This window comes from Rhodohalobacter sulfatireducens (genome assembly GCF_022012475.1).
Classification (GTDB): domain Bacteria; phylum Bacteroidota; class Rhodothermia; order Balneolales; family Balneolaceae; genus Rhodohalobacter; species Rhodohalobacter sulfatireducens.
The window spans coordinates 35184-54957 of sequence record NZ_JAKLWS010000009.1 but is presented as its reverse complement, the minus strand read 5'-3'; the positions used below and the strand labels follow the sequence as shown (position 1 = coordinate 54957).

General features: G+C 40.4%; 17 protein-coding genes. 14 read left to right on the top strand and 3 right to left on the bottom strand.

Annotated elements, in window-relative coordinates; genetic code table 11:
• Positions 1–139 precede the first annotated feature (139 nt).
• The 5 genes from L6773_RS09015 to L6773_RS08995 all read left to right on the top strand — a co-directional run bounded on the left by L6773_RS09015 (position 140) and on the right by L6773_RS08995 (position 4745).
• Positions 140–1297, top strand: a complete 1158-nt coding sequence (locus L6773_RS09015; protein ID WP_237853556.1) for a Gfo/Idh/MocA family protein — start codon at positions 140–142, stop codon at positions 1295–1297.
• Positions 1294–2349: a sugar phosphate isomerase/epimerase family protein gene (locus L6773_RS09010; protein ID WP_237853554.1), complete on the top strand. Its 1056-nt coding sequence runs from the start codon at positions 1294–1296 to the stop codon at positions 2347–2349. The genes L6773_RS09015 and L6773_RS09010 overlap by 4 nt, the downstream gene beginning before the upstream one ends.
• A gap of 81 nt (positions 2350–2430) precedes the next feature.
• The gene (locus L6773_RS09005; RefSeq protein WP_237853552.1) at positions 2431–2859 is read left to right on the top strand and encodes an Xre family toxin-antitoxin system antitoxin; all 429 of its coding nucleotides are present in this window, start codon (positions 2431–2433) and stop codon (positions 2857–2859) included.
• Positions 2859–3317 (top strand): RES family NAD+ phosphorylase, encoded by a 459-nt coding sequence (locus L6773_RS09000; protein WP_237853551.1) that lies wholly within the window; start codon positions 2859–2861, stop codon positions 3315–3317. The genes L6773_RS09005 and L6773_RS09000 overlap by 1 nt, the downstream gene beginning before the upstream one ends.
• Positions 3318–3416: 99 nt before the next feature.
• Entirely contained in the window at positions 3417–4745 is a 1329-nt protein-coding gene (locus L6773_RS08995) for an asparagine synthase-related protein (RefSeq protein ID WP_237853549.1), read from the top strand.
• 94 nt (positions 4746–4839) lie between these two features.
• Here L6773_RS08995 and L6773_RS08990 read toward each other — a convergent pair whose 3' ends face one another.
• Positions 4840–6297, bottom strand: coding sequence for a capsule assembly Wzi family protein (locus L6773_RS08990; protein ID WP_237853547.1), 1458 nt, complete (start codon positions 6295–6297; stop codon positions 4840–4842).
• Positions 6298–6443: 146 nt separating this feature from the next.
• Here L6773_RS08990 and L6773_RS08985 point away from each other — a divergent pair, with 146 nt between their 5' ends.
• Together L6773_RS08985 and L6773_RS08980 are read left to right on the top strand one after the other, a co-directional pair.
• Positions 6444–7397, top strand: coding sequence for an archaeosine biosynthesis radical SAM protein RaSEA (locus L6773_RS08985; protein ID WP_237853545.1), 954 nt, complete (start codon positions 6444–6446; stop codon positions 7395–7397).
• Positions 7394–8899 (top strand): NAD(P)/FAD-dependent oxidoreductase, encoded by a 1506-nt coding sequence (locus tag L6773_RS08980; protein WP_237853544.1) that lies wholly within the window; start codon positions 7394–7396, stop codon positions 8897–8899. The genes L6773_RS08985 and L6773_RS08980 overlap by 4 nt, the downstream gene beginning before the upstream one ends.
• Before the next feature lie 5 nt (positions 8900–8904).
• Here L6773_RS08980 and L6773_RS08975 read toward each other — a convergent pair whose 3' ends face one another.
• Together L6773_RS08975 and L6773_RS08970 are read right to left on the bottom strand one after the other, a co-directional pair.
• Entirely contained in the window at positions 8905–10674 is a 1770-nt protein-coding gene (locus L6773_RS08975) for a DUF2207 domain-containing protein (protein WP_237853543.1), read from the bottom strand.
• 2 nt (positions 10675–10676) lie between these two features.
• A complete protein-coding gene (locus tag L6773_RS08970; protein ID WP_237853542.1) occupies positions 10677–11546 on the bottom strand; it encodes a PfkB family carbohydrate kinase in 870 nt (289 codons plus the stop codon).
• 136 nt (positions 11547–11682) lie between these two features.
• On the opposite strand from L6773_RS08970, the gene L6773_RS08965 reads away from it, so the two are divergent.
• The 7 genes from L6773_RS08965 to rho all read left to right on the top strand — a co-directional run bounded on the left by L6773_RS08965 (position 11683) and on the right by rho (position 19553).
• Entirely contained in the window at positions 11683–12630 is a 948-nt protein-coding gene (locus L6773_RS08965) for a sugar phosphate isomerase/epimerase family protein (RefSeq protein ID WP_237853541.1), read from the top strand.
• 112 nt (positions 12631–12742) lie between these two features.
• Positions 12743–14440 carry a GMC oxidoreductase gene (locus tag L6773_RS08960; protein WP_237853540.1) on the top strand — a complete coding sequence of 566 codons (1698 nt, stop codon included), beginning with the start codon at positions 12743–12745 and terminating at the stop codon, positions 14438–14440.
• Positions 14441–14442: 2 nt separating this feature from the next.
• The gene (locus L6773_RS08955; protein ID WP_237853539.1) at positions 14443–15027 is read left to right on the top strand and encodes a gluconate 2-dehydrogenase subunit 3 family protein; all 585 of its coding nucleotides are present in this window, start codon (positions 14443–14445) and stop codon (positions 15025–15027) included.
• Between the two features lie 217 nt (positions 15028–15244).
• Positions 15245–15778, top strand: coding sequence for a TlpA family protein disulfide reductase (locus L6773_RS08950; RefSeq protein ID WP_237853538.1), 534 nt, complete (start codon positions 15245–15247; stop codon positions 15776–15778).
• Entirely contained in the window at positions 15771–16643 is an 873-nt protein-coding gene (locus L6773_RS08945) for an aminotransferase class IV (RefSeq protein WP_237853537.1), read from the top strand. The genes L6773_RS08950 and L6773_RS08945 overlap by 8 nt, the downstream gene beginning before the upstream one ends.
• On the top strand, positions 16636–17937 hold the full coding sequence (locus tag L6773_RS08940; protein ID WP_237853536.1) for a bifunctional folylpolyglutamate synthase/dihydrofolate synthase: 1302 nt from the start codon (positions 16636–16638) through the stop codon (positions 17935–17937). Before L6773_RS08945 ends, L6773_RS08940 begins: the two co-directional genes overlap by 8 nt.
• A gap of 80 nt (positions 17938–18017) precedes the next feature.
• A complete protein-coding gene (gene rho, locus L6773_RS08935) occupies positions 18018–19553 on the top strand; it encodes a transcription termination factor Rho (protein ID WP_237853535.1) in 1536 nt (511 codons plus the stop codon).
• The last annotated feature ends 221 nt before the right edge of the window (positions 19554–19774 follow it).

The window sequence follows — 19774 nt, the reverse complement described above, 5'->3', positions numbered from 1 at the left end:
TTGGTTAGTATTTAATCTCGAAGAATATTCATTTTATGAACGTTAAGTGCAAGTAAAAGCATGATAAACGTTTGCAGATTTTCTAAAACTTCGTTATTTCTAAACAGCATAAAAAAAACTAAAGCTAGATATCATAACAATGAGCAAAAAATTAAAATATGGAATGGTTGGTGGCAGCCTTGATGCTTTCATTGGGGAAGTTCACAGAAAGGCCGCTGCATTGGACAGTAAATTTTCATTGGTTGCTGGTGCTTTCAGCAGCAGTCCTGATAAATCGAAAAAGACAGGGGAGGCACTGGGTATTGATCCCAATCGCACCTATGGATCATACAAGGAGATGATGGAAAAGGAGAGTCAACTGCCTGAAGATGAGCGAATTGATGTAGTCTCTATTGTTACTCCAAATCACGTTCATTTTGATCCGGCTAAAATGGCTTTGGAACATGGATTTCATGTGATTATTGATAAGCCCCTGGCATTTAGTACACAAGAGGCACGAGATTTAAAAGAGGTTGTAGATGACACTGGATTGGTCTTGGCGCTTACACATACGTACACCGGCTATCCAATGGTGAAGGAAGCCAAAGAATATGTTCGTGAGGGTAAACTCGGAAAAATTCGACAAGTGTATGTTGAATATCCTCAAGGATGGCTCTCAGTGCCTTTGGAAGAAGAGGGAAATAAGCAGGCATCCTGGCGAACAGATCCCGAACGATCTGGCGCGGGAGGTTCGATTGGCGATATTGGAACCCATGCCGCAAATCTGGCGGAATATGTTACCGGGTTGAACATTACTCATATTTGTGCTGATATAAACACAAAAGTTGAGGGCCGTAAGCTCGATGACAACGCTGCTGCACTCTTGAAATTTGAAGATGGAGCAACAGGAGTTTTAATGGTCAGCCAGATTGCGACGGGTGAAGAGAATGATATTAAAGTTCGTGTTTATGGTGAAAAGGCAGGGGTAGAATGGAAACAGTCAGATCAAAATACTCTGCTTTATAAACCCCTTGAAGGACCGCACCAAATTATCCGTGCAGGTACGGGTTATCTTTCCGATTTAGCCCAGGCCAATACAAGAACACCAGCTGGCCACCCGGAAGGATATCTTGAGGCATTTGCCAATATTTATGTGGCATTCCATCAAGCTGTCGTGGATCATCAGTCAGGAGAGTACAAATCAGCCTCTGATTATGATTTCCCTGATGTTGTAGATGGTATTCGCGGAATGGTTTTTGTTGACACAATGATTGAATCAAGCAAATCTGAAACTAAATGGACACCCATTGAATTATGAAAACTGTAAAAGGACCCGCCATATTTCTGGCACAATTTGTAGGAGATGAAGAACCGTTTAATGATCTCATATCACTTTGCAAGTGGGCAAAATCACTTGGCTACAAAGGGGTACAGATTCCCACATGGGAAACCGGTTTGATAGATGTGAAAAAACTTGCCGAAAGCAAAACGTTTGCTGATGAGTACAAAGGTAAAATTGAAGAGACCGGTGTTGTAATCACCGAGCTGGCTTCTCATTTAATTGGTCAGCTTGTGGCAGTTCACCCTGCGTATGATACCATGTTTGATGCTTTCGCTCCCGAAGAACTACACGGGAAACCGAAAGAGAGACAGGAGTGGGCCATTCAGCAGTTAAAATATACTGCTAAGGCCAGCAAAAATTTAGGGTTGGATGCACACATAACATTTTCCGGAGCACTAATGTGGCATACGGTTTATCCATGGCCTCAACGCCCGGCCGGGCTTGTTGAAGACGGTTTCGCTGAACTTGCTAAACTCTGGAAACCGATTCTGGACGAGTTTGATGAAAATGGCGTTGATGTTTGCTACGAACTGCATCCCGGAGAGGATCTTCACGATGGAATTACTTATGAAAAATTCCTTGAAGCAACTGATAACCATCGTCGAGCGAGAATTCTTTACGATCCAAGTCACTTTGTTCTTCAGCAGTTAGATTACCTGGAATTTATCGATATATACAAAGACTACATTGAGGCATTCCATGTGAAAGATGCTGAGTTCAATCCTACCGGAAGAGCAGGTGTCTATGGAGGCTATGAAAGCTGGATCGATCGACCGGGACGTTTCCGATCAATTGGCGACGGGCAGGTTGACTTCAGAAGTATCTTTACTAAACTCTCTCAATATGATATCGATTGCTGGGCTGTCTTAGAGTGGGAGTGCTGCATTAAACATCCTGAACAGGGTGCTAAAGAGGGTGCGGAGCTAATCAGCGATTATATCATCCAGGTTACCGAAAAAGCATTTGATGATTTTGCCGGTGGCGGTGGAGATACAGAGCTGAATAAGAAAATATTAGGCATAGAATAGAAATTTTTTTTGACTCATGGTTTTTAAATCAAAAGAAAATATGTAATTTGTCGTTAGAATAATGACAAATTGCATATTTCCATGAGTATAGAATCCATAGATAATATTCTTAGAGAAGCTGCAGTATCCTACGAAACATCTTCGTCGATGAATTTGGTAGAGTTGGCTCGTCTTGGAATCTCAAAAAAATCACTTCAAAAACTCGCAGAAATTGGTGGTCTGTCAATAAAGCAATTCACTGAATTACTGCCTGTTTCCCTTCGAACCATTCAACGCTACAGTGGAGGAGATCTTCTCCCACGAGAAGTATCCGATCATGCTCTTCTCATTGCAGAAGTATTCGCCAAAGGAGCTGAAGTCTTTGATAACAGAGAATCCTTTCAGCGGTGGTTGCAAAGCTCATTAGTTGGTTTGGGTGGCCAAACTCCTCTGAGCCTGCTTGATACAAGTTTTGGCATCCGAATGATAATGAATGAACTTGGAAGGCTGGAACATGGTGTGTATTCCTGATGGATCTTTTCAGAATTACGAAAAAACAATACATTCGTGATTTGAGCGGTGAGGGTTCAAGAAGATTTGGAGGACGATGGAATGAACAAGGAACGGCAATGCTTTATGCCTCTCAGAATGAATCCCTGGCTGCTCTTGAAATACTTGCTCATACTCCCATTTCAGAAATTCCGAATGATTTGAGTTTATTGGTGTTGTCGATACCTTCATCCATTGCACTTAAAAGTGTTGACCCTAACGAATTACCCGATAATTGGATGGATTATCCTTCACCACATGAATTAGCAAGGATAGGAAGCAGATGGGTACAGTCCGGGGCAAGCCTGATGCTGCAAGTGCCGTCAGCTTTGGTACGAACAGACTGGAATGTTTTGATCAATCCCGCTCATCCTCAAATGGATAAGGTAAAAATTAAAGAGGTATTCAATTTTCAGTTTGATTCAAGAATTCCTGAATAGGTTATTATTTTTTCCCAGATAGTGAGTACATTTCAAACTTAATCCAGACTACATCGTTTTCATCAAATGAAAACACAACATGATAAAAGACTGATTTCCATGCCTAAGATTATTCAAAAACTCCACGATTTTGCCAATCTGATTGATCCAGATAAAAATCAAATATTTAACATGTCTCACAAAGAGGCTGAAGATATCGTAGCAAATGGTGACCCTGAAGAAGTCCGAAACATTGACGGTAGTTTTGCTATTGTAACCAAGCAGGGCCAACAAGTTCGCATGGCTCGATCAATTGGACGGCCCATGCGATATTTCATGGCTAAACAAGTTGACGGACCACTGCTTGTGGTTGCTGAAAGGATAGATCATATCTATGATTACCTTAAAGAGTTAGATTTACACCATCAATTTCGTCCGGATTATACCCGAATGGTACCTGCTCATTATGTCACAAAACTGGATGTTGTGGGCTGCCCGGATCCGAACCCGGATTACAAGCGTTATTTTACTCCCGAACGGAATCAAATCAATGCCGACCTCAATCAAATTGGCGAAGCCTATGTTGGTGCCATGGCAAATGAATTAGGGAAATGGTTGGATTCAATTCCTAAGGATGAACCCATTGGAGTTCTTTTTTCCGGAGGTATAGACAGTGGTTCTGTATTTCTGACTTTATATAATTTGTTACTAAAGAGGGGAGAGTCACCGGCTCGATTAAAAGCATTTACACTTTCTGTCAATAATGGTCCGGATGCATCACAGGCATATGAATTCCTGGATTCACTGGATCTAAGCATGTTCCTGGAAGTAATAGAAGGTGAGCTTTCAGATTTGGATTACAAACAGACCATTCGAGTTATTGAGGATTATAAACAACGGGATGTAGAAGCCGCAACCACCGCATTAGCTCTCTGTAAATTGATCAGGAAGAAATATCCAAACTGGAAATATCTTGTTGATGGAGACGGGGGAGATGAAAACCTTAAGTCTTACCCTATCGAAGAGAATCCTGAACTTACCATTCGCAGTGTTCTGAATAATTCATTGCTCTATCATGAAGGTTGGGGTGTCGATAAAATTAAGCATTCATTAACATATAGCGGAGGCCAAAGCCGTGGAAGTGTTCGAACATATGCTACTGCTGATTACTATGGTTTTGAGGGGTTCAGTCCCTATTCACTTCCCAATGTGATTGAAGTTTCGGAAGGGATCCCATTCATTCAGTTAACGGACTGGAAACATGAAGAGCTTTATGCTTTAAAAGGTGAGATCGTTCAACGAGGAGTAAAAGCCATAACCGGATTGAATATGCCGGTTTTTCCAAAGCGAAGAATGCAGCATGGTACTGTAAAGATGGATGATTTTGAGAAGGTTTTCCCGGATAATGAAATGGTTTACCGGGATTATTTCAGATCTCTGTATAAGTGATAGAGCCAATTAATATTTTTTCATCGGATGAGTGAGTAATAAAACTTTATATCAGTTGTTGATTGAAATGCTCATCCGATGAATTTTTTTACTTTTAAAGAGTCCACTTAATACTGGTTAGTACTCCGAATTGGTCTCCAAAAAGGATTCCATCATCAAAAGCAGCTTCTAAGCGAAGTCGGATATTTTCATTCAGATTAATTGGCAGTGGAAATTCTGCACCGGCTAAAAATGACCATTGCGTGAGAGATCGGCTTGATCCTATTTTTACTTCGTTATCGCACTGGATTCCAAAAAGTTCCCCCTCTCCCAAATCCGGTACACGATTATCACATCGCTTGCCGAAATTCTTGCTGTATGTAATTTTTCCAAAAATCTTCGTTTGACTGAAGCTCGACTCTAAACCAATATGATGAGCCACAATCCGGTTATTAAGGATTCCCAGAGAATCCGGGTCTGGTTTAAAAAGTGGATTCCCGATGGTTCTCAATTGATAAGCCCAGCCAGTCTCATAAATCTCATGGTTATAGTAATTTTGGTTTCCCCTGTATTTATCAATACTCGGATCGGCATCGGGGTTTAACCGCCTGGGCCCACTCTGATTTTTTGTATACATATATTCGTACACAAAACTATCTATTGGCAGCTTCAACTCTTCAGAAAAATTAACAGAAACACCGGTAAGAATATCACTCATATTACTGAGTTTTAAGTCGTACTTGGTTTCGATAGGTGATTGCAGGTAAACAGAAATATCTGCTTCATTAAGATCTATCAGAGAGCCGAAAGCCCACGTACCTAATTGATTCCCCAGGACATACGCTTCCTCACTCCCGGGAGTAGATGCATCGCCACTCTGCGCAAAGAAAACGTCAATAAAATCCGATAATCCACTGGGTATATTACCTTCTTCTGGCGTACTACCGCCCCAAATTACATAATGTACAAGTCCACCATAAAAATTTAGGACTCGATCACCCCCAATTTTAAAGTATCCGGCTTTTTCATGCAGAAGAACATCGCTTCCAAAACGAGCACTCCCGAGCCATCCATGAGTGATATATCCGAATACTTGCAGGAAGTCGTTTGTGTAGGGAACGGTTAACCAGTCATGTAATCCTAATTTTAATTTTGGAATAGGAGTTGCATTCGTGCTGACTCCAAGAGATCCCATGCCGAGCTCATTATCATAAAAAAGAGGTGAGGGATCCATAAAACGCCCTCCCGAAAACTCAAGTCCATATCCCCGAACTTTCAGATATCCCTGGTTAAATGAGAGAGTTGATCGGTCACCCGGCCGAGCGATGGCACTTGCACCATAAAGAATATCAATGTTCTCTGTATCATACGAATTATGGTATTGCAATCTGGACATAAACTGGCTGCCTTCGTCTGAGTACACACCATATCGGTTGGATTGAAACCAAAATGGAGTTGTATTTTCAGAACTAAAAATTCCTGACGTTTCAATTGAAAATTGTCCGTATAGATTAGGCAAAGAGATGATTGAAAAAAAAATTGCCAGGAACAGAAACCGTTTTAGAATGGCCACGAAATTCTATATCTGAGGTTGAATTATTTTGAATCAAAGATAATAAAAAACTGCAATTTTACAGATCAATTAACCTGTTAAAAACGAACTGAAAATGGTATCATAATCTAAAGGTTGGTAATATTAACTGATTAAAAAATCATTATTTGATTCACGAAATAAGTAATAGAACCGTAGAGAAGTACCGCCCATCGAAGGTTAGAGTAGACCCGGAGAAGCCGTACATGTATTTGCATGAGCAGGAAATGCAAAAGGATGGATCGGTCAAAGATGTAAATACAGTATTTTTAACAAATCGTGAGTGTCCGTTTAAGTGCGTGATGTGTGATCTGTGGCGCCATACCCTGGATGATCCAACTCCTGCCGGGGCAATTCCCGCTCAAATTGAATATGCGATGGAACGCTTGCCATCAGCTAAAGTGATTAAACTATATAACAGCGGCAATTTTTTTGATGGAAAGGCGATCCCACGCAGTGAATATGAACAGATAGCTGAACTTCTCAGCGATTATGAGCACGTGATTGTAGAAAACCATCCTAAGCTGATTGGATCTTTTATTCTTGAATTTCGAGATCTGCTTAGCGGATCACTTGAAATTGCAATGGGCCTTGAGACGATTCATCCGGATGTTCTACCAAAGTTAAATAAACAGATCACAAAGGAAGATTTTTTTGAAGCTACTCATTTTTTGGTTAATAATGAGATCGATGTTCGTTCATTTATTCTTTTGAACCCGCCATTCCTGACTGATCCACTTAAAAATATTGAATGGACGCTCAGATCCGTTGAATTTGCCTTCGATAGTGGATGCACGGCTTGTTCAGTTATACCGGTACGTGATGGAAATGGAATCATGGAGGAGCTGAAGAAAACTGGTGAATATACTCCCCCAACTATTTTGGCTCTTGAATCGGTATTTACGGATGCATTAAAAATGAACAGGGGACGAGTATTTTGTGATTTGTGGGACCTTGAAAGATTCTCTGAGTGTGATAAATGTTTCAATGAAAGAAAGCGACGACTTGATGAAATGAATCTTACTCAAAAAATATTACCTGAAATTGAATGTGAATGTAATCCACCAACTGCTCATATATGAAGAGGTTTGATTATTTAATCGTAGGCTCAGGTTTTTCAGGTTCAATCATTTCAATGGCTTTAACCAAAATGGGCTATTCTGTTTGTTTGATTGAAAACGATCAACATCCCCGATTTGCGATCGGTGAATCATCAACTCCTATTGCTGACATGATTTTACGCGATCTGGCAGATGATTATGACTTATCTTTTCTCAAAAAACTATCCAGGTACGGTGAGTGGCAAAGAAATCATCCGGAAGTAGTATGTGGTTTAAAACGTGGTTTCAGCTATTACCACCACAAAAAAGGGCAGAGTTTCAGTTCCGATAAGAACCATAACAGTGAACTATTGGTGGCTGCAAGCGAAAATGACCAGAATTCCGATACAAACTGGCTTCGAAGTGATGTGGATCATTTTTTGGTTAATAAAGCGGTAGAAACCGGCGTGTGTTTTTTTGATCAGACGAACATTCAAAAACTTTCGAGAGATCCTAAAAAAGAAAGATGGTCTATTTTCCTGGAAACAAGCCAAAGGATAAAAGAAGTTAAATCCAATTGGATCATTGATGCGAGCGGGAGTCCACAATTCTCAAGTAATTTTCTCAATACTCAAAGCCATTCGAGCGGTTTCAAAACCCATTCTTCAGCAATTTATACTCATTTTGAGGAGGTTGCTCATTGGTTGGACTATCTGAAATTAAAGGGATTGAAAACCTCGGACTATCCCTATAATCCTGATTTCTCGGCTCTTCATCATCTAATAGAAGAGGGCTGGATTTGGATGCTTCGATTTAACAATAACCGTTTAAGTGCCGGAATGCTCCTTGATGAGTCAGCTCAAAAAAAATACTCAGATAATATCCCTGAAGAGTCTTGGAAATCGATTATTCAGCAATATCCATCATTGCAGGATCTCTTTATTGATGCTGAAATTGCCAAATCGCCAAATCAGTTTATAAAAACAGGTAGACTTCAACGAAAACTAAACCGAGTTTATGGAAATGGATGGGTGGTCTTGCCACATACTGCAGGATTTGTTGACCCTCTCCATAGCACAGGAATAGCATATACATTAAGCGGGGTAGAGGTTCTTTTGAAATTATTTCATCCAAGTGTTAATAAAAAAGAGAGAAAGGAGCTTCTTAAAAGTTATGAAGATAAAATTTATAGTGAATTGTCTGTCATAGATTTACTCGTTTCGATGTGTTATAAAACAAGAGGACTCTTTGATCTTTTTTCGGCGTGTACTATGATCTATTTTATTGCTTCGATTCGATATGAACAGAAGAGATTGGCGGGAGAAACTCCTGATACTTTTTTATGTGCCGGTCATCCTGAAATCAGGAAGATTATCGAAGACTCATTTGCTCAGATTCAAAATCTGAATCTTGATAAACTATCAGAGTCGCAGATCAATCAAGAGATTAAAAAATTCCGAAAGCGAATTGAGCCATTTAACACTGTTGGTTTAATGAATCCGGAACTCAATAATATGTATCAGCATACAGCAGTTGAGTTATAACCCTTCTAACCCGCTCCGCCGGAAGCTCCACCTCCTGCTGTTCCGGCTGTCGCTCCAACACCACCCGACGCAGCGGAGAAAGTAGAAGTACCTGATGCTGCCAACGTAGAAACTGTCGTTGCCACAGTTGCCGGTGTATGGTCTGAGCCGGCCATTAGAATAATCCATGTGAATATTACCCCATCACTGCCATCCGATTGTTGCACTAAGTTCTCAATTTTATTTCCTGATAGCGAAAGTGCAATTGCATAGACAAAATGTCTATCCATCATCTCCATTCGAATGGTTCGTTTATCGGCATTTTTTAACCCATCTCTATATGCCTTCCATCGTTTATATGTCTCTTCTCCTTGACGTGTTCTCCGTTTAATTGCTAAAGATGCAACAGACATTAAACTTGTAAAGATCAAGCCAATCAGGGCTATTTCAGTGGAACCATTTATCATTAGTATGAATAAGAGTACAACAAGCAGAAACTGTATAATGAAATTGATAACAACGCCTCTCATGCTCTTCTGATCCTGCCAGTTTTTCTCATCATACACTTTTTTTACTTCCTCCTTCCAATCAGAGAACCATTCAGACATTTTAAAATCATCGCCATCTTTAAATAGTTTATCGAATCGGTTCACTCCCCGATCAATCTGCTGATTGATGTGATCAACAATCATCTGCTCCCACAGGGGTACAGACGTTTCAGGTTGTGGTTCTGATTTTTTGATTCTAAAGTATGTCTTCTCCTGTGAGAAAAATCCTTCTTTCTCTTTCTTTTCCTCGTGAATTGTAAACCAACCACGTCTTGCCAAATCGAAAATTGTTGCTGCGAGATGGTTTCCGGAGGGTGTACCTGTACCAAAAAGTGGTCCAATAATAGCAGGAGGAGTGGAATCGGGAATCATAACGGTTTCGCGATCTGAAATGGTTCCTGTCTGATATCGTTTCCCAAACCTCCTGTAAAGCAACAAGAAAACAGCAATACTTACAGTACAAATCAAAATGGTGACTTCAGGAGTAATCGATTGATAGTATTCATTGCGTTCCTCAATACGCTGCTGTTCAGCAATATAGGCTTGTTCGTCATTTTGGATCCACTCAAGTGTCAGATCCGGGTCTGTAATTGAAATTGAACCTTCATCGAATACCTGGGTTGGAAAAACCGATCGAACCTCTAAGGATTGATTTGTTGAGAGATTGTCTGCAGATATAGAAAACCGGCCTGTGCTTTGATTGCTTTGAATTTGGGTTGATTCCGTACGCGTCCAAGCATAGAGAGAATCAGGAGATATGTTTTGCGGCAAACGAATTTGTACATCCAGGTTCTCTGTCGGCTTTTCACGGCCGGAAGCTATATAATTCCAAAAGAATTCAGTCCAGTTAGGTCCTACGGAGATGGCATCGGTCAGTTCATAGTTGATTGTAAAGGTGCGTATTGTATCAGAAGCATTGTAGTGCCAAGTAATGATTACAGAATTATCACTCTCAGATACGCTGAATGTACCGACTTCCTCGCTATTCTCGTTAATAAAAGAGTTATCTTGATCGCTGACTTGAATATTCATGATCTCCGCATATCCGCTTTTCGGAAGACGATAATCCGCCCAGCTGAAAGAACCTTGAAATTGATACGTTCGTTGTTCACTGATTCGAACAATACCATTTTCAAGAATTTCCACATCTACTCTGATATCGGGAATCTGGTACTCCTTATCCTGGGAATAGCTTAGATTGACAATTAAAAAAGTAAACAGAATTGTACCCAGTAACTTTTTCATCATGATCAATTGATTTGTTCAAGTATTGATTCAGGAATATCAGGCATTCCTCCTCTCTGAGAAGCTACAAATGCGGCATATTGATTAGAGAGTGATAGAATTTTGTTCTCCGGTGTTTGATTTAATTTCAAAAATGTAAAACATGCGAGAAATGCATCACCAACGCCTACAAAATCTCCTTCTCCGCTAATTGGGTGAGCATTTTCATGAACAGTATTGGTGGCTGTAAACATTGTGCTCCCATTTTCACCCTCTGTCAGCAGTATAATTTTATTGGGATCATCATCAAAGATATTATCTGTAAAGCTATGCTTTCCAAACCATTCAGCCAATATTTTAAATTCATGTTCATTGATTTTTATGATATCCGATTTTTGAATGGATGAGATGATCAGGCCCTGATCCACAAATGGAGGTCGAAGATTCAGGTCGAATACTTTTAAACAATTTCCCGGTACTGCCGAAAGCAAGTATTGGACTGTATCTTTTGTCTTATCATTTCGTTGAGATAATGACGCAAAACAGATGGCATCCAGAGAGTTGACCTGATTAATAAGTGCATCCGTTAATTCAATAAAGTCCCAGGCAGAGGGTTCTTCAATTGAATATGAGGGTTCACCTTCATCGAATTTAACATTTACAATACCGGTAGGATATTCTTCATCAAGCTGGATAAGTTTACAGTTGATTCTTTTCTGAGTTAAAAAATCCAATAAATCATCACCATTAGTATCTTTTCCTACCCGGCTCAACAGGAGAGAGGCAGTTCCCAGAGAATGAAGATGATAAGCAACATTCGCCGGCGATCCTCCGGGCTTTTTATAATCGGGAAAGATATCCCAAAGAACTTCACCAACACTTAATGTTTTGTACATATTCTTGAATAGTTTTCATTAGAAAAACTCTCAAACAATATGCATGTTTTTGAAAAAAATATTAAATGCACTTTGAGAGTTCTTTCTTTCTTGTATTTTTGATTGTTCTCTAAATAAATAAAAACATATTTGCTCTATGGATAGAAAAAAATTTCTCAAAAGTTTAGGAGCTGTTACACTCGGTGGAGTAACAGCGGCGGGTTTGCCATTATCATCAATTGCTCAAAAAAGAAACATGTCCGATCACATGTTTTTTGATATTTCATTAGCTCAGTGGTCTCTCAACAGAAGCTATTTTGGGCCTTCTCGCGAAGTTGGTAAGGGTGAGATTGATCCACTCTATTTTGCCAGGCATGCGCGTCAGCGTTACGATATTGGAGCAATTGAGTATGTTAACCAGTTCTATTTTGGTAAGGCTGAGGACCAACAGTATCTGAATGAGCTCAAAAATGTAGCTGATAATGAAGGTGTTGAGAGTGTCTTAATTATGTGTGACGGGGAAGGGAATCTCGGTGATCCCGATTCAGCCGATCGTCAACAAGCTGTTGAAAATCACTACAAATGGGTAAATATGGCAAGTTTCCTCGGGTGCCATGCAATTCGTGTAAATGCAGCCAGCCAAGGCACCTACGAAGAACAGATGGAACGTGCTGCCGATGGCCTCAGAAGTTTAACAGAGTACGCTGATGATGAAGGAATCAGTGTCGTTGTAGAAAATCACGGAGGCCTATCAAGTAATGCCGATTGGTTGGTAGGAACCATTGAGATGGTAGATCATCCAAATTGTGGTACACTGCCTGATTTTGGAAACTTCAGAATTTCTGAGGATGAGATGTACGACTATTATGAAGGCACCGAGAAATTGATGGAGCATGCCAAAGGCGTGAGCGCCAAAACATACGACTTTGATGAGGAAGGAAACGAAACCACATTAGATGTCATGCGTCTGATGAGAATTGTAAAAGATGCAGGGTATACTGGTTATGTTGGAATTGAATATGAAGGAAACCGGTTATCTGAAGATGAAGGTATAAAAGCAACAAAAGCTCTCCTGGAGAAGGTTGGTGCAGAGTTAACTGATTAAATTCTGCTTTACAATTTTGTAAAATTCACAATAAAACTCTTTTTAAACCATTTTAAGGGTTGAGCAGGAATTGCTTTGTACAGACATATCTATAACCCCAGATCTCCTTCAAATGAATTTGAATGTTAAAGCAAAAAAGAAGAATACCTATGACGCTATTGTAGTGGGAACGGGTATAAGCGGCGGCTGGGCTGCAAAAGAACTCACAGAAAATGGCTTAAATACACTTGTCCTTGAACGAGGACGGGATGTTAAACATATCGAAGACTATCCAACGGCTTTAAAAGATCCGTGGGAGCTGCCCTATGCCGATCGACTCACAGAAGAGGAAGCTAAACACTATAAAAAGCAGATGCGGACGGGTTACACAGTTCGCCAATCTACTAAGCATTGGTGGGTTAAAGACACCGATCAGCCTTACAAGGAGGTTAAGAGATTTGACTGGATGCGTGGGTATCATGTTGGTGGACGATCCATTATGTGGGGTCGCCAGAGCTACCGTTTGTCTCCAATGGATTTTGAAGCGAACCTGAGAGAGGGCATAGCTATTGACTGGCCAATCCGGTACGAGGATCTCGCCGAATGGTATGATTATATAGAGGGCTTTGCCGGTATCAGCGGACAACCTGAGGGACTTCCACAACTACCGGACGGGAATTTTCTTCCCCCAATGGAATTAAATTGTGTGGAGCAAAAACTTAAGGAATCGATAGCTGATATTTTTGACCGTACTCTTACAATTGGACGAGTAGCTAATTTAACGCAGCAGCACGAGGGTAGAGGTCCCTGCATGTTTCGTAATCGTTGTGACCGCGGATGTCCGTACGGTGGCTATTTTTGCAGTAATTCGTCAACTCTACCCGCGGCATCTGCTACCGGGAATATGACACTTCGTCCACATTCAATCGTAAATTCAATTATTTATGATGAGGATGAAGGAAAGGCAACCGGCGTACGTATTATTGATGCAGAAACTTTAGAAACGGAGGAGTTTTATGCGGATGTAATATTCCTGAATGCATCGACAATGAATTCTACAATGATCATGTTAAATTCCAAGTCTGATCGATTTCCAAATGGACTTGGAAATGATTCCGGTGAGTTGGGCTGTAATGTGATGGATCACCATTTAGGAGTTGGGGCCAGTGGCGATATTGACGGTTTTGAAGACCGATATTACTGGGGGCGCCGTCCAAACGGTTTTTATATTCCGCGCTACAGAAATCTTAATGGCAATAACAGAGAATATATTCGTGGATTTGGCTACCAGGGGAGTGCAAGCCGGGAAGCCTGGCAACGTGGTGTACGCGAATTGGCCGTGGGAATGGAGCTCAAAGAACTGCTCCGGGAACCGGGCTCATGGACAATTGGTATGGGTGGGTTTGGAGAAATGCTTCCAAATCACGACAATAAAGTGTATCTAAGTGAAACAGAAACTGACAAATGGGGACAACCGATTCTTGTGTTTGATGTTGAGTTTAGTGATAACACATATAGAATGCGTGAAGATATGAAGAACGATGCTGCCGAGATGCTGGAAGCGGCAGGCGCTAAAAATATTGAGATGTTCGATGACCCGGGCGGTCCGGGACTTGGAATTCACGAAATGGGCACTGCCCGGATGGGGCGCGATCCTCAAACATCAGTTTTGAATAGATGGAATCAGGTTCACGCCGTAAAAAACGTATTTGTAACCGACGGATCTTGCATGACTTCAGCGGCTTGTCAAAATCCTTCATTAACTTACATGGCTTTAACTGCCAGGGCGGCCAACTATGCTGCTGATCAACTTAAAAAAGACAATCTTTAAACATGGATAAATCAAATAAAATTGACAGACGAGAAGCGATTAAACGAACTGCACTTTTGATCGGTGGTGCTGTATTTGCCCCCAATGCATTAGGTGTTTTGCAAGGTTGCACGGCGCAGCCGGGTGTAAATTGGGAACCGGTACTTTTTACCGATGAACAAGCTCGTCTGACATCGGCACTGGCTGATGTAATTATCCCGAAGGATGAGTATCCCTCCGCAAGCGAAGCTGGAGTCCCTGCATTTATAGAATCGATGATAAACGATGTATATACTGATGAACAGCAGGCAGAATTCCTTGAAGGCTTAGATACATTTGCAGATAAATCAAGACTGGAACTTGGCGGTGAATACTATGAAAGTGCCGAAGAAGATCGATACGAATTCACCTACAACGAAAATCAAAATTCGCTGGATATAGATCGGGGTCAGGATGCTCCATTTTTTCTGCGATTTAAGGAGTTAACCATTTTAGGGTACTTCACATCCGAAGTTGGTGCTACGGAAGTTCTTCGCTATGAGCCGGTTCCCGGAATGTACAATGGCTGCATGCCCTTTGAAGAGGTTGGCAAAACCTGGGCCACATAATTTTTAAATTCAGACTCAAGGGTTACTAAATTTATAAATGTTACCTGATTACACGAGATACTCTTAAATCTTGTCAGTTCAGTTGTATTTATCTATGCATAAAAATTTCTGAGTAGAAATTTAAAAAAAGAATGAAATCAAGAAAGGAACCTTTTAATTTCAGATCTGTTAACCACCATAATATTCAAGTGGCTGATTGCAAATTCAGGCTTTTTGAATGAGAATTGACCCAAAATATTTTAATCGTTTCATAGCAATATGTGCTGCAATTACAGTCGTTGTTATTATCTACAGTACATTTCGTTATTTTCAAAGGCAGGTAACTGATTTCAATAATAACGTCTCAGAAATCCAACCTGATACGCTTTCATTTCGATCATTTTCGAATACCGATAGTTTATATCTGAATAATTTACCGGATCAACCGTTGGTCATTCATTTTTGGTCTACATGGTCAGACAAATCGATCGGGGTTGGAGATTTTTTGCGAACATATGCAGATGACGGAAATCAGCTTATTGTAATTGCAGCAGCTGTACGAGATGGAGATGAACAGGTCCGGGATTATGTGAATGGTCAATCTGGAAAATTTCATTTTGTAGAAGGAACAGACCTTTTCCAATCCGTTAAGACTCCGGGATTACCCGCTCAAATTTTCATTGATCGAAGGAAGCAGATATTTGATACTCATGTGGGAAATGATACCACCGAAATCAGAACTAAATTAGATCGGCTTATTGCTGGTGAGTGAATCTCGCAACTATATCATTTTAAATGGTTCATGCATTCCTGAAAATCATGCAAAAATTCCGGCACGTACATCCGGACTTTATTATGGGGCAGGTTGTTTTGAAACATTTATTGCAGATCAGGGCGGAATTTTTAAATTCGATGAGCATATTGACCGGCTGAATAGGGGATTGAAATACCTTGGAGTACCAGATTCGGAAATCATAGATAAAAAAACAGTTCTTCAACAGATCAAAATACTCTTAACTGAAAATGATTTATTAGGGAAGAGAAGTCGAATTCGCATTCAGGCTTCATTAGCTGATAAGGGTGGATATTCAAAAAGTAATGATTCTTCTCTCACCGTGATAATTTCCTCACATGTAGCGGAGAAAAATACAGAACCCAAAAAACTCATTGTATCTGAAACGAATGTCGTTCCCTCATCAGCCCGGCCATCAAGTTTGAAATTGAGTAATATGCTTCACTACCGCCAGGCTTTTCGTGAGGCCAGTATGAATGGAGCTGATGATGCAGTGATGCAAACCGTGGATGAATTTGTTGCGGAAACTTCCATAGCCAACATTTTTTGGATGAAGAATGGGCAGATTTTCACTCCCTCAATCTCTTGCGATATTCTTCCGGGTATTATGAGAAATTCGATTATAGAGATCATTAAAAATAAAATGAAGCTTAAAGTTAATGAAGGAATGTTTGTAATTGGTAAACTGACTCAGGCCGATTTTGCCTGGCTTACAAATAGTGTAATGGAGGTTGTACCGGTTTCAACGATTGCTGAAAACTCTTTTCAACCCAATCCTGATTTCTTATTAGATTTACAAAGAAATTTAGAAGCATATAAGAAGGAAAATATGCAGTATGTCTGAATCGATTACCAATCTAAAAGAAATAGAAGCTTTCCTTGATTCAATCCCGAAGTTCAGTAAATCGGGAAAAAATGCTACCAACTTCGATTTGAGTCGCATGGAAGAGTTTTGTGATCGATTGGGAAATTCCCAGAATGATTTTAAATCCATTCATGTGGCCGGAACAAACGGGAAAGGAACGGTTTGTCGGATGTTAGCATCCGTTTACCAGGAAGCGGGATATAATGTTGGATTGTATACTTCACCACATTTGGTGGATTTCAGAGAGCGATTTCAAATCAATGCAAAATTTGCAGAAAGTGATCTATTTATTGAATTTTTTGATCGATTTGGTGAGTACATACGAGAGAAAAATTTCACTTATTTTGAAATGACAACTGCCATTGCATTTTGGATATTTTCTCAACAAAAAATTGATTTGGCTGTACTTGAGGTTGGATTAGGCGGCCGGCTTGATGCGACCAATGTAGTTGATCCACTCATTAGTGTTATTACATCAATAGGCCTGGATCATACAGATATCTTGGGTCATTCCATTGAAAAAATTGCATCGGAAAAAGCGGGTATCATCAAACAAAATAAACCGGTTGTGATTGGAAAATTGCCCTCTCAAGCCAAATCAACCATTCAAAAAATTGCGAAAGATAGATCAGCAAAGTTTGTTACCATTGAGCAGCTTGAAACAACCATTCAAAATCGAAAAATCACTCTTCAGAAGGAAGGTGAACCGGTATTGATAGATGCTCAAAACTGGAAAGAGGTTGATACCCGGAACATAGCGATTGTTTACAAAGTGTTACGAGTACTTAAAGATCAATTCCCTGTTAGTCAAGATATCTTCACAAAGGGAATTGAAAACGTACAACTTCGATTTCCAAGAAGAGCAGTTTTTGAAAAGCTCTCTTCAGGTTATAATTGGTATTTTGATGGAGCCCACAATGAACAATCTGTTAAATCGCTGACGTCACACCTCATTTCAATGGCACCTGCCAGTGAATGGAGAGTGGTATTAAGTTTTATGAGAGATAAACTTTCTTCGGAAATTGCAGAGCTCTGGAGTAAATTTGATCATCTTTATCTCTACGAGATGGAAGGAGAGCGTGCGGCAACTTTTGATGAAATGAAAACCTTTTTTCCAACCGCGAAGACAATAGAATTCCCGGATCAAATAATCTCTAATCAATTTAAATCAGAATTAGTAATTTTTAGCGGAAGTTTTTACTTTTACAGTGTAGTCAGCAATTGGATGGGTGCCATAGCTTCTGCTGATCATTTAAATCCTTCCGCACTATAAGAAATTTACCCTCGGCGTACTACTGAGACTAAGTTGTTCGCTTTTCTACATGAATTAAATATTTGAACTAAACTTTCATTATGTCGGAGAATCAAACCGATAAAGATTTTCAAATCGACCTGGAAACACTGCATCAAAAAAATGTTAAAGACCTTAAAGCCATTGCAAAGGCAATGGGGTTAAAAGGTATTTCCACGTTAAAAAAACAGGGCATTATCGATCGTATTAAGGATAGTGTTGACAAAAATCGCTCAGAAAATTCGAAGAACCGCAAAAAGGAATCGAAACCTAAAGAGGTTCAGAGTTCGAATTATGGGCAACAGTCTCACATCCAAACGTATGATGAGAAGCCAAAAAGGAAAAAAACATCATCCAGTTCCCAAAAGAGGCAGCATCGAAACAATCAAAAAAAGAATAAGAAGCACGTAAGTAACGTGCTTCCTGAATCGGATGCGGATACACTTGAAGAGAAGTTGGCTGAGATCCAACCCAAGCTCGGCAAGTTTCTCCTGAATGAAGGAACGCTTGAGATTCTTCCCGACGGCTATGGCTTTCTGCGATCTGTTAACTACAACTATAAAGCCAGCCCGGATGATATTTATGTATCACCCTCTCAAATAAAGCGATTCCGACTGAAGCAAGGGGATTGTGTGATCGGCATTATCCGTCCGCCTAAAGTAGGTGAGAGATATTTTGCATTGCTTCGGGTTGAAGGCGTGAATGGCAAGATTCCGCGGGACATGGACAATCGTGAAGATTTTGAAGACCTGCTGCCGATATATCCTGATTCAAGATTTAAACTGGAAAACCATTTTGCAGAGTATACAACTCGTATCATGGATATGTTTACACCTATTGGAAAAGGGCAGAGAGGCTTGATTGTTGCCCAACCCAAGACCGGTAAAACTACGATTCTGCGGAATGTAGCGAATGCGGTTAACAGGAATCATCCTGACACAAAGATAATCATACTTTTGGTTGATGAACGACCGGAAGAGGTTACTGAAATGGAGCGGACGGTTAAAGATGCTGAAGTTGTTGCCTCTACATTCGATGAAAAACCCGAAAACCATGTTGGCCTATCCGAAATTGTCTTTGAGAAGGCCAAAAGACTTGTAGAGAGTGGTCATGATGTATTGCTGTTGATGGACTCGATTACACGCCTTGCACGCGCTTATAACGTAGCACAGGGAAGCTCAGGACGGACAATGACCGGTGGTGTGGACTCGGAAGCTCTGAAAGCACCTCGACAACTTTTTAGTTCTGCAAGAAATATTGAGGGTGGGGGAAGTCTCACAATCATCGCCACTGCCTTGGTTGAAACCGGCTCCCGCATGGATGATGTAATTTTTGAGGAATTTAAGGGAACGGGTAACATGGAGCTTGTTCTTGACAGAAGACTTGCTGAACGACGTATCTTCCCTGCAATTGATGTATTCAAAAGTGGAACTCGTCGCGAAGAGCTTATCGTTGCTGAAGAGGAGCATGAAAAAGTGGTTCTACTGCGACGTTACCTGAATAATTACAATGCATTTGAGGCGATGGAATTCCTGCTTGATAAGATGAAGGGCACAAAATCGAATGAGGAATTTCTTATCTCGATGAATAAGCAGTAAAAATTTACAACTGGTTGCCTTGCCTGTTACCTCATCATGGAGTGCTAACTATAGAAAAACGGTGAAGATAATCAGTTTGCCTGGACTCTTTCATGTTGATGTATTGAAAATTTAGAATTGCCGGACAAGCTGTCCGGCGTACTAGGTACAACGAGCAGCTTTGGCCGTTACCTCAAACTTCTTTTAAAGGTAGAATTGAAATGTTTTAAATATTTCATTCG

Coding starts and splice junctions, on each gene's coding strand:
- L6773_RS09005 (WP_237853552.1), top strand. CDS start 2,431: ATGAGTATAGAATCCATAGATAATATTCTTAGAGAAGCTGCAGTATCC.
- L6773_RS08970 (WP_237853542.1), bottom strand. CDS start 11,546: ATGTACAAAACATTAAGTGTTGGTGAAGTTCTTTGGGATATCTTTCCC.
- L6773_RS08960 (WP_237853540.1), top strand. CDS start 12,743: ATGAATTTGAATGTTAAAGCAAAAAAGAAGAATACCTATGACGCTATT.
- L6773_RS08940 (WP_237853536.1), top strand. CDS start 16,636: ATGTCTGAATCGATTACCAATCTAAAAGAAATAGAAGCTTTCCTTGAT.
- L6773_RS08975 (WP_237853543.1), bottom strand. CDS start 10,674: ATGATGAAAAAGTTACTGGGTACAATTCTGTTTACTTTTTTAATTGTC.
- L6773_RS09010 (WP_237853554.1), top strand. CDS start 1,294: ATGAAAACTGTAAAAGGACCCGCCATATTTCTGGCACAATTTGTAGGA.
- rho (WP_237853535.1), top strand. CDS start 18,018: ATGTCGGAGAATCAAACCGATAAAGATTTTCAAATCGACCTGGAAACA.
- L6773_RS08955 (WP_237853539.1), top strand. CDS start 14,443: ATGGATAAATCAAATAAAATTGACAGACGAGAAGCGATTAAACGAACT.
- L6773_RS08980 (WP_237853544.1), top strand. CDS start 7,394: ATGAAGAGGTTTGATTATTTAATCGTAGGCTCAGGTTTTTCAGGTTCA.
- L6773_RS08965 (WP_237853541.1), top strand. CDS start 11,683: ATGGATAGAAAAAAATTTCTCAAAAGTTTAGGAGCTGTTACACTCGGT.
- L6773_RS08995 (WP_237853549.1), top strand. CDS start 3,417: ATGCCTAAGATTATTCAAAAACTCCACGATTTTGCCAATCTGATTGAT.
- L6773_RS09000 (WP_237853551.1), top strand. CDS start 2,859: ATGGATCTTTTCAGAATTACGAAAAAACAATACATTCGTGATTTGAGC.
- L6773_RS08950 (WP_237853538.1), top strand. CDS start 15,245: ATGAGAATTGACCCAAAATATTTTAATCGTTTCATAGCAATATGTGCT.
- L6773_RS09015 (WP_237853556.1), top strand. CDS start 140: ATGAGCAAAAAATTAAAATATGGAATGGTTGGTGGCAGCCTTGATGCT.